Origin of the sequence: Hymenobacter convexus, from assembly GCF_030580955.1 — a bacterium.
In the GTDB taxonomy this organism is placed as follows: Bacteria; Bacteroidota; Bacteroidia; order Cytophagales; family Hymenobacteraceae; genus Hymenobacter.
Window position 1 is genome coordinate 440,942 of record NZ_JAUQON010000001.1, and the last position, 12,844, is coordinate 453,785.

The following is a 12,844-nucleotide window of genomic DNA, read 5'->3' on the forward strand; positions in this document are numbered from 1 at the left end:
CGAAAGTACGGAAAGGGAAGGCCGACGGGCATTTTTACTAAAGTTTGGCATGAAAAGTTGATGTAGCGGTAGCGCGGACTTTTAGTCCGCGAGTCGATGTGCGTGGTGCTCGCGGACTAAAAGTCCGCGCTACACCTCAATGGCCCTACCTTTGCCCTCTTACAATCCGCTTCCCCCGCAAGTTATGTCCCTCAAACGGTCCACCGTCAAAGAACTTCTGGCCAGCCAGGACCTCGACCGCGAAGTTCTCGTCAAAGGCTGGGTTCGCTCCCGCCGCGGCAACAAATACGTCCAGTTCATCATCGTCAACGACGGCTCCACCCTCCACACCATCCAGGCGGTGGCCGATGCGGAGAAATTCCCCGAGGAAAGCCTCAAGGACGTGAGCAACGGCGCCGCCGTGGCCATTCGCGGCACGCTGGTGGCCTCGCAGGGCAAGGGCCAGGCCGTCGAAATCCAGGCCACCGAGGTGACCGTGCTGGGCGTGGCCGATGCCGAAGCCTACCCGCTGCAAAAGAAAGCCACCTCGCTGGAGCACCTGCGCGACATCGCCCACCTGCGTCCGCGCACCAACACCTTCGGGGCGGTGCTGCGCGTGCGCCACGCGCTGGCCTTCGCCATCCACGACTATTTCAACCGCCACGGCTTCTACTACGTCCACACGCCCATCATCACCGGCTCCGATGCCGAGGGCGCCGGCCAGATGTTTCGCGTCACCACGCTGCCGCCCGAGCACCCGCCCCGCACCGAAGACGGCTCCGTGGACTTCACCCAGGACTTTTTCGGCAAGCAAACCAACCTCACCGTGTCGGGCCAGCTCGAAGGCGAATTGGCGGCCATGGCGCTGGGCAGCATCTACACCTTCGGCCCCACGTTTCGGGCCGAAAACTCCAACACCGCCCGCCACCTGGCCGAGTTCTGGATGATTGAACCCGAAGTGGCCTTCAACGAGCTCGAAGAAAACATGGACCTAGCCGAGGATTTCCTCCAAAGCCTGGTGAAGTATGCGCTGGCCAACTGCGCCGACGACCTGCAGTTCCTCAACGACCAGTACGACAAGGAGCTGCTCACGCGCCTCAACTTCGTGGTGGATAACGCCTTCCAGCGCCTCACCTACACCGAGGCCGTGGAAATCCTGAAATCGGCCAAGCAGAAGTTTGAATTTCCCGTCGATTGGGGCACCGATTTGCAGTCGGAGCACGAGCGGTACCTGGTGGAGAAGCACTTCAAGAAGCCCGTCATTCTCACCAACTACCCGAAGGAAATCAAGGCTTTCTACATGAAGCTGGACGAGGACGGCCGCACCGTGCGCGCCATGGACGTGCTGTTTCCCGGCATTGGCGAAATCATCGGCGGCTCGCAGCGCGAGGAGGACTATACCAAGCTCACCACTCGCATGGCCGAGATGCACGTGCCCACCGAAGACCTCGACTGGTACCTCGACACCCGCCGCTTCGGCACCGCGCCGCACGCCGGCTTCGGCCTGGGCTTCGAACGCCTCGTGCTGTTCGTGACCGGTATGAGCAACATCCGCGACGTGATTCCCTTCCCGCGCTACCCCAAAAATGCGGCGTTCTAAAGGGTCAAAAATGCCATTAAAGCAAAACGGCGGCTCCATCTGGAGTCGCCGTTTTGCGTTTGGGCTACACAGGGTTTACCGCTCCCGGTCCTGCATGTAAATGGCGTTGTTGTGAATCACCATGTTCACGTCTTCGTGCGCGGCCTCGGCCTGGCTGGTGAGCTTGGCCAGCCAATCGGCGTTTTTGCGGATGTCGTTTTCGATGGCCGCGATGCGCGCCAGGTCCTGGGCCGTGCGCGGGCAAAAGCGGTTGAACGCGTCCTCGATAAAGCCAAAGCCGAATTGCTGCAGATTCTGCTCGGTGCAAATGAAAATCACCACGTCGCGCGGGGCCAGCTGCTGGGCCAGGTCCAGGTCGTGCACGGTGGTCGATTCCGGCACTTTCTCGGGCCAGAACACCTGCTTGTTGGACGACCAGTAGCGCGAGTCGGGCGTGAGCAGCTTGTCGTAGTAGGGGTAGAAGCCGTAGAAGCTTTGGGCGAAGCTGTCGCCGATAATCAGGGCATTCACCCGTTTTTTGCCGGTTTCCGGCCCAAATACCACGTTGGGATAAGCCACGGGGTAGGGCGGCACGTCCACCATCAGGTTGAAGAGTTCCTGCAGGTCGTTGTCGGTGAAGCGCAGGTCCTGCACGCGGGTGGCCACCGTGCGGCCGTGGCTGGCAAAGTCGGGCAGGTCGAGGTGGGTGAGGTGCTCCACGCGGCGAAACAGCGTATCAGCCATCAGCGACACCGCGTAGCCGCTCCAGTGCACCCCGCCGCGCGGAAACAGCGGGTAATGGGTGGTGTCCTGCCAGCGCGCCATGAGCTGGGCTGCGTCCAGCAGGTTCACGCCGTTGGCCAGGCAGCCGTCGCGCGCAATGCCGTAGTTGGTGAGGTAGGGCACCTTGCTGAGGTCGCAGGAATCGGGCAGCTCCGCGGCCAGGGTGCGGGCCTTGCCCGGCGCCAGCACAATGAGCAGCTGCGTGCCGTGCGCCTGCAGCGAATCCTGCACGCGCCGCAGCCGCTTGCAGCGGAACTTGAGGTCTTCTTCGCCTTTCACATCGCGCCCAAAGTAGGCATCTACGGAGTTCGAGCCGAAGAACTCGTTGTTTTTGCCGATGATGAGGCTGGGCGCCCGCGACTGGTTGAAGAGCGTGAATGCCACCTGGTTGCGCAGGCGCAGCAGCCAGTTCCGGAAGCCAGCCGTCATTTCCAGATGCTTCTCCATCTGCTGCTGGTACGAGTTGTCGCTCAGCGTTTGCCAGCTGAGCTCGGGCGTGGGCGGGGCGGGGTCGAAAAAACCGCCGAGCGGACCCACCGGCACCCATTCTAGGGAGGCTTGCAGGGCCGGCAGCACCAGCAGGCACAGCAAAAAGCCGAGCAGCAGGTGCTTGCCCCATTTGTTAGCAACTTTTACCGAAGGCGTTGTAGTGCCCATTGTAACCAATTGAAAAAAGAAGTGCGTCGTGGCGTTGCCAGTTAGTGCATTTGACGGTCGTAGATGGCTTGCGCCTTTATCTGCATCAGCAGCGGGAAATTGTCGGGGTCTTTGCTGGCTTCTTCCCACGAGGCTTGCTTGGTGAGCTCCGCGGCCAGCTTGACCACGGCGTCGTGTTCGGCGTTCGTGACCGGGTGGTACAGGCGGTACAGGCGTTCCGTGAATCCGTATTCCTGTTCCGTCATGTTGTGCTCAGTAAACAGCAGCACAATGGCTTTGCGCGATTCTATTTCCTTGCGCAAATCGAGGTCGCCGGCTTGCTCCCCGGTTTTATGATACACCGAGTCGGGCATGTACACGCTCTGATTGTAGAACCACACCCGCGTGTCGGGCGCCAGCTGCTTCTGCACGAAGGGCGAAAATTGCATGAGCCCCCACACAAAGCTGTCGCTCACGAACAGCACCGAAGGAAGCGGCTGGTCCGGGCGCGGCGCGTCGAACGCCAGGCGCGGGTAGGCCATGGGCCGGGCGTCGCGTTCGCGCAGCAGGTTCAGGGTTTCGCCCAGGTCGTTGTCGGTCGAGCGCAGCGAGTCGGTGTGGTACACCAGCTTCGGCGGGCCCAGCACGTGCACGGCGGGCAGGGTGGTGCCCGTCAGGCTGGCAATGCGCCGCATGAGCGAGTCGGCGGCCAGGCTGGCGCCGTAGCCGCTCCAGTGCGTGCCGTTGCGGGGGTAGAGCGGGTAGGGCTTGGTATGCTTCCACTGAGCAAACAGCGCCGTGCAATCCAGCAGATTGAGGTGCTCTTCCTGCATGTGGCGCACAAATAGCTCGTAGTTCGTGACGACTCCGGGCGCCGCGCGCCATTCATCCGGCAGGTTTTCCGGTTCAAACCGCGCTTTGTTCGGCGCAATGACATACAGCAGCTGGATGCCCCGCTCGGCCAACAATTGCTGAATCGTCCGCAGCCGATGCACGCGGAACCGGATTTCGTCTTCGGGCATCAGGTTTTTGCCCGCGTAGGCGCCCAGGTACTCGAACCCAAACAGGACATCATTCCGGCCCACGATTATGCCGCCGGAATGCGGAACCCGAAAAATCGAGAAGGCCAGCTGGTTGCGCAGCCGAATAAACAGGGCCCGGAACCCGATGGAGTCTTCGAGGTGCTTCTCCAGCGCGGGCTGGTAAGTGTTGTCGCGTAGGGCATCCCACGAAAACTCCGGCTTGGGCGCCACCGTGAAAGCGCCGCCCAGCGGTTTCTCCTTCACGAAGGTGAACCGCGTCTGAAGCACCGGCACCAGCACGATGGCCAGAAGTCCCAGTAGCAAGAGGCGTTTAATGAATAGCGTCACGACGGAAGGGAAAGGTCAGAAAACGTGACCATTGCGCGCTAAAAGCGGAAGTAGATGAACGGGTTGAACGAGCTGCCCACAATGTAGCTGAGGCTCAGAATGAGCAGCACGGCCGTGCCCAACGAGAAGCCCACGGCGCTGCGCAGCGAAAAGTGGCCCTTGGCCAGCGTGCCCAGCTCCCAGCGCTCCACGGGCGGCACGGCCGCCGCGAACGACGCCACCGCCGCCAGCCCCATCGTAAACCAGAACTCGCGGGTGAACTGCGGCAGCACCGCGTCGGGCGCCAGCCCTTGCCCAAACATGGTTTTGGCGTAGACCAACGCCTGCGTCAAGGTTTCGGCCCGAAACAGCACCCAACCCACCACCGTGATGAGGAAGGTAGGGATGATGCTCAGCGCCCCGATTTTCTTGTAAATGCGCAGCAGAAACAGTCGGTCCAGAATCAGAAAAAAGCCGTGGAAAGCGCCCCAGGCAATGAAATTCCAGGCCGCGCCGTGCCAGAAGCCGGAGAGGATGAACACCGTCCAGAGGTTGACGTAGAGGCGGCTGGGGTGCACGCGGTTGCCGCCCAGCGGGATGTAGAGGTAGTCGCGCATCCAGCGGCCCAGCGTGATGTGCCAGCGCTGCCAGAACTCGGTGATGGAGCGCGACACGTAGGGGTTGTTGAAGTTTTCGGGAAATTGAAAACCCATCATCCGGCCGATGCCGATGGCCATGTCGGAGTAGCCCGAGAAGTCGAAGTAAATCTGAAAGGTGTAGGCCAGCGCGCCCAGCCAGGCCTGGGCAGTGCCCAGCGCGGCGGGCTCCATGTTGAAAATGTTGTCGGCCTGCTGGCCCAGCACGTTGGCAATGAGGACTTTCTTGGCTAGGCCGATGACGAAGCGGAACAAGCCGGCCAGTTTCTGGTCCACGGTGTCGAAGGCGCGGCGGTCGGTGAGCTGGCCCGCAATTTCGTGGAAGCGCACAATGGGCCCGGCTATCATCTTCGGGAACAGCATGATGTAGAGCATGAAATCCCAGAACGACTTCAGCGGTTTGTTCACGCCCCGGTACACGTCGATGGTGTAGGTGAGCTTTTCGAAGGTGAAAAACGAGATGCCGATGGGCAGCACCACCTTCTCCCACGTCAGGGGCGGGCCGCCGAAGTAGGCGCGCACGGCGCTGGCATTGTCCAGAAAAAAGTTGGCGTACTTGAAGTAGAACAGCATCCCCACGTTGAGAATGATGCTCAGGATGAGAAAGATGCGCTGTTTCCACCGTTCTGGCGTGGCATCCATGAAGCGGATGAGCACGAAATTGAGCACCACCGAGGCCAGGAATAGGGCCAGAAAGTTGAGCCCGCCCCAGGCGTAAAAAATCAGGCTGCCCACCAGCGCCACCACGTTTTTGAGGCGCGCGGGCACCGCGAAGTAGAGGAGCAGAAACCCGGGCAGAAAGTAGAAGAGAAACAGCGTACTGCTAAAAACCATGGCGAAGGGAAAGAATAAACCGCGTTAAAGATAAGGCCCTGTGCAACGTTGAGCCTAAATAAGCGTGCCCGCCGCCGCCCTCGTCGGTTATCCCGATGCCCGCCGTTTCGGCACTGCGCCGCCCGTCGGCATTGGCCCGGGCTGCGGGCGCCCCGGGCTTTCAGTGTCGGTTTAAAGCTGGTTTTGGTAAACGGCTTCGGCCTTTCTGCGCATTTGTTCCAAGTAGGCATCCCCGCCTTTTGCCTGCCTCGCCCAGGCCGAATCGGGATGCTGGGTGAGCTCCTCCGCCATCAGCTTTTGGGTTAGCTGGTCAATAGCCGCGCTGTCGGCTGCTGTGAGCGGGTGGTAGAGCTGGTAAACTTGATTGGTGAAGTCAAATTCCTGCTTCACCAGGTTGTGCTCGGTCACAAGTAGGACGATGAACCGGCGCGATTCCAACTGCCGCCGCAAGTCAGTCCCGTAGCTCACCACCTCCACGGGCGTGAGGGCTTGGTCGGGTTTGTGCACGTCTTTGCCGTAGTACCAATAGCGGGTATCGTCGGAAAAGGCATTTCCCAGAAAGGGTGCAAACTGGCAGAGGCCCCAGATAAAGCTGTCGGCGATAAACAGCGCCGGCGGCTGGGTCTGGCCGGGTTTAGCGGCGTCGAAGGCCAATTGGGGGTAGGCGAGGGGCGTGTTTTCCGTTTCCTTCAACAGGTTCAGCGTGCCGCCCAGGTCGTAGTCGTTGCCGGGCAGCGAATCGGCGGCGCGCACGATGAGCGGCCGGCCCACCGTGCGGACGCCAGGGAAGCGCACGCCGCCCATCTGCGCGAGGCGGCGCAGCAGCGTATCGGCTGCCAGGGCGCTGCCGTAGCCGCTCCAGTGGGTGCCGCCGGTGGCAAAAAGCGGATAGGGCGAGGTCTTCTTCCACCGGGCCATCAGCGGCACAAAATCCAGCACGGCCACGGTATCGGCCTGCAGCGCCTGCCGGTACAAGTCGTAATTGGTGACGGTGCCCGGCGTTTGCTGCCAGTGCTCCGGCAGGTTTTCGGGCTGAAAGCGGGCTTTGTTGGGCGCCATCACGAACAGCAGCTGCACGCCGCGCCGCGCCAGGTCGCGTTGCACTATCCGGAAGCGGCGCACCTGGACGCGCACTGCGTCTTCGGGCAGCCGGTCTTTGCCCAGGTAGCTCTGCAGCTGACGCGTTTCGAACAGCACCCCGTGATGGCCAACCACAATGCCTGGAGAATTGACGACGCGAAACAGCGAAAAATCCACTTGATTGCGCAGTCGGATGAGGGATGGGCGAAACCCTAGCCGGTCTTCCAGATATCGTTGCAAACTGTCCTGGAAGGTATTGCCGCGCAGCCCGGCCCAGGAGAAAGACGGCCTTGCGGAAAACGTATAGGCGCCGCCCAACGGCTTCTCCCGGAAGAAGGGAAAGTCGGCCTGCACCACCGGGAGCAGCACCATAACTAAGAACAAGCCTAGCAGTACCCGTTTAACAAATAGCAGCACCGGACGCGAAAGTGAAGAAGATGGCAGAAGTCTCCGCTCGTCAGAATCGGAAGCAGATGAGCGGCTTGAATGTACTGCCCGGCATGTGGCTGATGCTGAGAGCTAACAGCACGGCCTGGGCAGAAAAAGCAGCAGAGAAACAGCGTACTGCCAAAAACCATGGCGCAAAAAAGAAGCTGCCCATTTGGGCAGCCTCAAATTTATTCACGCCAGCAGAAAATGCTGGCGTGGTCGGGCCATTTTGGTTAGTCGCGCCGGCCGCGGCTGTGGCCGTTGCCATTGCCATTGCCCCGGTTGTCGTCGTAGCGGCCCTCGCGGTAGCCTTCGCGGTATAGCTTTTTGGCCTGGCCGGGCGGCAGGCCACGGTTTATTATTACGGGGCGGGGCCGTACTACCACGGGGCGCGGCTGCACTACTACCACGCGGCGCGGGTACCGGTCGCGGTGGGCGCCCACGTACACCCACGGTTGGCGGCCGCGGTAGTCGAGCACCACCGGGTGGAAGGCATAGGGGTCATAGCCGTTCAGGGCCGGCAGCGCCACCCACTGCCCGTTCTGAAACACGATGTATTGCTGGGCATACAGGTCGTAATAGCCGTCAATCTCGGGGATGTAGTAGAACTGCGTGCCCTGCGGCACGGGCGGCCCCCAGGCCGGCGGCGCGGTGTTGATGTTCACATTGACCTGGGCCCGGGCGGCGGGGGCGGCGGCCAGCGCCAGCGCGCCAAGCAGAGCCGTGCAAATAATGCGGGAGGGGAAATTCATGGCTGACTGAAAAATAAGCGAAACCGATGCGGGTAAATGGCAAGGAAGGTGCCAAACCCAACCGCCACCAAAAAGCCCCGCCCTGATGGGGCGGGGCCTGGTCAGGAGACGAGCTGTAGGCTAGTGCTTTTTGCCCTTGCCATGGCCTTTGCCGTGGTCATCACGGTCGTCATTGTCGCGGCGGCCACCGTCGTGGTCGCGGTCATCGCGGTACATTTTCTTGGCCTGGCCGGGCGGCAGGCCGTGGGGGTTGCCGCCCCGGTAGGTCCAGGGCTCAGCGCCGCGGTACTCGATGTACTGCGGGTGAAAGTTGCGCGGGTCGTAGCCGTCGATGCGCTCCAGGCGCGTCCATTTGCCGTTGCGCTGCACCAGGTAGCGGCGGGCCGGCACATCGTAGTAGCCGTTGATTTCGGGCACGTAGTAGTACTGGGCATCGGCCGGGGCGCCCACCACCACGGGCGGCGCCGTGTTGATGTTGACGTTAATCTGAGCCTGGGCGGCCGGCGCGGCGGCCAGCGTGGCGCCTCCGAACAAGGCGGCGCAAAACAGGGTGGGAAGCAGTTTCATGGGAAGGTTGTCAAGTGAAAAAAAAGCACCCGGTGCCACGCAAGTAGCGCCGGGTGCTGTATACTACTTTGGCAGTGGGTAGGTTGGTTGCCGGACGTTTAGCCGCGGCCCCGTCCGCCGCCGTGGCCGCCGCCGCCATTGCCACGTCCGCCGCCGTTGCCACCGCCCGGTTGGCCCTGGCCGCCGCCAAAGCCGCCGTGGTTGCCCTGGCTCTGGCCGGGGTTGTAGCCGCCGCCCTGCGGTTGCTGGGGCTGCTGGTTGCCGCGGGGCGGGTTGTAGCCCCCGCCACCGCCGGGGTACTGGCCGCCCCCGCGGTTGTCGTTGCCGCGGTAGCCGCCGCGGTCGTCGCGGTCGTGGTCATTGTAGTTGCGGCCGGTTGAATACACGGTGCGCGGGCGGCTGTAGCCACCGCCATAGCCGTTGTAGCCGCCGTGCCCATTGTAGCCGCCGTAGCCGTTGTAGCCGTAGCTGCTATAGCCGGGGCCGTAGCTGCGGTAGGGCTGGTAGGCGTAGCGCTGGCGGTAATAATTCACCTGAAGCCAGGGCTGCGGGCCGCGGTAGTCCACAATCACCGGGTGGAACTGGTAGGGGTCGTAGCCGTAGAGCTGTGGCAGCGGCACCCAGTAGCCGTCCTGAAACACGATGTATTGCTGGTTGTAGAGGTCGTAGTACCCATCAATTTCGGGGATGTAGTAATACTGCGTGCCGTAGGGGACCTGCGGGCCCCAGGCCGGTGCGCCGATATTAATATTCACCCCCACCTGCGCCTGGGCGGCCGGCGTGGCCAACAGGGCAAACGCGCCCACCAGGGCCGCGCCAAAGAATCTTGCGAGGGGTTTCATGATAATGGATTGATTGAAAAAAGACTAACAGGCCACTAACGGCGCTGCTCCTCAATAGATGCAAGGCAAGTGCCAAGCTGCTCAGAATAGTAGCTTCAGCCTCAGAAAACATCGCCCAAGCACCCCAAAACGTCGCCCGTTGGTTTTCTCTCCGAAAGCCGGGGACAAATGCGGCAGCCTTGTTGTTGTGCACCGACGCCCCCAGCCCTGCGCCGGCTAACGCAACTGGCAAATATGCCTTTCGCATTAGCCTTCGGCGCCCCTTCTACGTACCTTTACGCACTTATTCGCTGCGTTCCTGAATGGCCAAAAAATCAACTGCTACCCCGGCTGCTAAAGCTCCAAAACCGCCGAAAACCGCTGCTGCTCCGCTGAAAAAGCAACTGGCCGGCACCCTCACCGAACCGGCGGCTGCGGCGGCCTCCCAGCCCAACCCGGCCAGCGTGGCCGTGGCCCTCCAGCACCAGACGCCTGAGACGCTGCCGCCCACTTCGCCGAACGGTTCGGCCCACGCCTCGCAGCACCCCGAGGCGCAATACATTGAAGTGTACGGCGCCCGCGAGCACAACCTGAAGAACGTGTCGGTTCAGATTCCGCGCAACCGACTGGTGGTGTTCACGGGCATCTCGGGCTCGGGCAAGTCGAGTCTGGCTTTCGATACTATTTATGCCGAGGGACAGCGGCGGTATATGGAGACGTTTTCGGCCTATGCCCGCTCATTTATGGGCGGGCTGGAGCGGCCCGACGTGGACAAGATTGAGGGCCTGTCGCCGGTTATCAGCATCGAGCAGAAAACCACCTCGCGCAACCCGCGCTCCACGGTAGGCACCATCACCGAAATCTATGATTTCCTGCGCCTGCTCTACGCCCGCACCGCTGAGGCTTTCAGCTACGCTACGGGCAAGAAGATGATTCGGCAGTCGGACGACCAGATTATCAACTACATCCTCAAGCACTTCGACGGCAAAAAGCTCGTGGTGCTGGCGCCGGTGGTGAAGGGCCGCAAGGGCCATTACCGCGAAGATTTTCAGAAGATTGCCAAGCTGGGCTTCACTAAAGTGCGCGTCGATGGCGAAATCCTCGACATCACCGCCAAGATGCAGGTGGACCGCTACAAAATCCACGACATCGAAATCGTGATTGACCGCCTGCTGGTGAAGGAAGAGGACCGGTTCCGCCTCAGCGGCTCGGTGCAGAATGCCCTCACGCACGGCAAAGGCACCATGCTGGTGCTCGACCCCGATGCCAAAAAAGCAACGCCGCAGTTCTTCTCGCGCTTTTTGATGGACCCGACGACCGGCATTGCTTACGACGACCCGGCGCCCAACACCTTTTCCTTTAACTCGCCCTACGGCGCCTGCCCTACCTGCAACGGCCTGGGCGAGGTGCAGGAAATCACGGAGGAAGCCGTGCTGCCCGACCGCAAGCTGAGCATCAGCCGGGGCGGAATCGCGCCGCTGGGCGAGTACCGCGACATCTGGATTTTCCAGCAGCTCCAGCTCATTCTCAAGAAGAACAAGGCAACGCTGAACACGCCAATTGAAAAGCTGCCCGAGGAGCTGCTGAAGCGCTTGCTGCACGGCATCTCAGAGGACGAGGCCGATAGTGGCAAGGGTACGTTCACAGAGCCATTTGAGGGCATTATTCCCTTCCTGCGCCGGCAGATGGATTCGGAATCGGACAACATTCGGGAGTGGATTGCACAATACGCGCAGGCCCAGCCCTGCCCCGAGTGCCAGGGCTACCGCCTCAAAAAGGAAAGCCTGCACTTCAAGATGGACGGCAAGCACATCGGCGAGCTATCGGTGATGGATTTGAACGAGCTGGCCGGCTGGTTTGAAGGGCTGGAAAGCCGCCTCACGGAGCGCCAGAACGTCATCGCCCGCGAACTGCTGAAGGAAATCCGCAAGCGCATCGGCTTCCTGCTTGAGGTGGGCCTAGATTACCTGAACCTGCACCGCCCGGTGCGCACGCTGAGCGGCGGCGAAAGCCAGCGCATCCGCCTCGCCACCCAGATTGGTACCCAACTCGTGGGCGTGCTTTACATCATGGACGAGCCCAGCATCGGCCTGCATCAGCGCGACAACGAGCGGCTTATCAAGGCCTTGCAGCACTTGCGCGACATCGGCAACTCCGTCATTGTGGTGGAGCACGACAAGGACATGATTCTCAACGCCGACCATGTGTTGGATATTGGGCCCGGCGCGGGCATCCACGGCGGCCACATCGTGGCCTCGGGCACGCCGCAGGAGATTTTCAACTCCGGCTCGCTTACCTCGCAGTACCTCAGCGGGCAGAAGCACATCGAGCTGCAAAAGAAGAAGCGTAAGGGCGAAGGCACCGAGCTGGTGCTGAAAGGCGCGAAGGGCAACAACCTCAAAAACGTGACCCTGAAAGTGCCGCTGGGCAAGCTGGTGGCCGTCACGGGCGTGTCAGGCTCGGGCAAATCCACACTCATCCACGACACGCTGTATCCCATTCTCAACCAGCATTTCTTCAACGCCAAAAAGGAGCCGCTGGCCTACGGCAGCATCGAAGGGCTTGATTTGGTGGACAAGGTGATTGAGGTGGACCAGTCGCCCATCGGCCGTACGCCGCGCTCGAACCCCGCCACCTACACCGGCGTGTTCACCGAAATTCGCCAGCTGTTTGGCGAGATGGCGGAGGCGAAAATTCGCGGCTACGGCCCCGGCCGGTTCTCCTTCAACGTGAAGGGCGGGCGTTGCGAAACCTGCGAGGGCGCCGGCATCCGCACCATCGAGATGAACTTCCTGCCCGACGTGCACGTGCCCTGCGAAACCTGCAAGGGCCGCCGCTACAACCGCGAAACGCTGGAAGTGCGCTTCAAAGGCAAGTCCATCACCGATATCCTCGACATGACCGTGGAGAAGGCCGTGGAGTTCTTCGAGTTTCAGCCTCGCATCCTGCGCAAAATTAAGACCTTGAACGAAGTAGGCCTCGGCTACCTCACGCTGGGCCAGCAGGCCACCACGCTTTCGGGCGGCGAAGCCCAGCGCGTGAAGCTGGCCACCGAGCTCAGCAAAAAGGACACCGGCAAGACCTTCTATATCCTCGACGAGCCCACCACCGGCCTGCACTTCGAGGATATCAACCACCTCGCCGACGTGCTCCAGAAACTGGCCGACAAAGGCAACACCGTCCTCATCATCGAGCACAACCTCGACCTGATTAAAGTGGCCGACCACGTCATCGACATTGGCCCCGAGGGCGGCGCGGGCGGCGGCACCATCGTGGCCCAGGGCACCCCTGAGCAGGTGGCCAAGGCCGGCAAGGGCCACACGGCGCGGTTTTTGGCCGAGGAACTGCGCACGAGCAAGTACGCCACGGCATAGAAATA

9 protein-coding genes are annotated in these 12,844 nt (G+C 61.6%); 2 read left to right on the forward strand and 7 right to left on the reverse strand.

Going from position 1 to position 12,844, the window contains the following annotated elements; genetic code table 11:
- The first annotated feature begins 184 nt into the window (after window positions 1-184).
- Window positions 185-1,579, forward strand: a complete 1,395-nt coding sequence (asnS, locus tag Q4S41_RS01725) for an asparagine--tRNA ligase (RefSeq protein WP_305029406.1) — start codon at window positions 185-187, stop codon at window positions 1,577-1,579.
- 75 nt (window positions 1,580-1,654) lie between these two features.
- Here the strand turns inward: asnS and Q4S41_RS01730 are convergent, their stop codons facing one another.
- The 7 genes from Q4S41_RS01730 to Q4S41_RS01760 form a co-directional block, all read right to left on the reverse strand.
- Window positions 1,655-2,998 (reverse strand): alginate O-acetyltransferase AlgX-related protein, encoded by a 1,344-nt coding sequence (locus Q4S41_RS01730; RefSeq protein ID WP_305029407.1) that lies wholly within the window; start codon window positions 2,996-2,998, stop codon window positions 1,655-1,657.
- Between the two features lie 41 nt (window positions 2,999-3,039).
- Complete coding sequence (locus tag Q4S41_RS01735; RefSeq protein ID WP_305029408.1) at window positions 3,040-4,347, reverse strand: alginate O-acetyltransferase AlgX-related protein; 1,308 nt, start codon at window positions 4,345-4,347, stop codon at window positions 3,040-3,042.
- A 38-nt stretch (window positions 4,348-4,385) separates the two neighbouring features.
- Window positions 4,386-5,816, reverse strand: a complete 1,431-nt coding sequence (locus tag Q4S41_RS01740) for an MBOAT family O-acyltransferase (protein WP_305029409.1) — start codon at window positions 5,814-5,816, stop codon at window positions 4,386-4,388.
- 171 nt (window positions 5,817-5,987) lie between these two features.
- The gene (locus Q4S41_RS01745) at window positions 5,988-7,268 is read right to left on the reverse strand and encodes an alginate O-acetyltransferase AlgX-related protein (protein ID WP_305029410.1); all 1,281 of its coding nucleotides are present in this window, start codon (window positions 7,266-7,268) and stop codon (window positions 5,988-5,990) included.
- Between the two features lie 290 nt (window positions 7,269-7,558).
- Window positions 7,559-8,077 (reverse strand): hypothetical protein, encoded by a 519-nt coding sequence (locus Q4S41_RS01750; protein WP_305029411.1) that lies wholly within the window; start codon window positions 8,075-8,077, stop codon window positions 7,559-7,561.
- 120 nt (window positions 8,078-8,197) lie between these two features.
- Window positions 8,198-8,644 (reverse strand): hypothetical protein, encoded by a 447-nt coding sequence (locus tag Q4S41_RS01755; protein WP_305029412.1) that lies wholly within the window; start codon window positions 8,642-8,644, stop codon window positions 8,198-8,200.
- A gap of 98 nt (window positions 8,645-8,742) precedes the next feature.
- Window positions 8,743-9,486 (reverse strand): hypothetical protein, encoded by a 744-nt coding sequence (locus Q4S41_RS01760; RefSeq protein WP_305029413.1) that lies wholly within the window; start codon window positions 9,484-9,486, stop codon window positions 8,743-8,745.
- Window positions 9,487-9,788: 302 nt separating this feature from the next.
- On the opposite strand from Q4S41_RS01760, the gene uvrA reads away from it, so the two are divergent.
- Window positions 9,789-12,839 carry an excinuclease ABC subunit UvrA gene (uvrA, locus tag Q4S41_RS01765; RefSeq protein ID WP_305029414.1) on the forward strand — a complete coding sequence of 1,017 codons (3,051 nt, stop codon included), beginning with the start codon at window positions 9,789-9,791 and terminating at the stop codon, window positions 12,837-12,839.
- The last annotated feature ends 5 nt before the right edge of the window (window positions 12,840-12,844 follow it).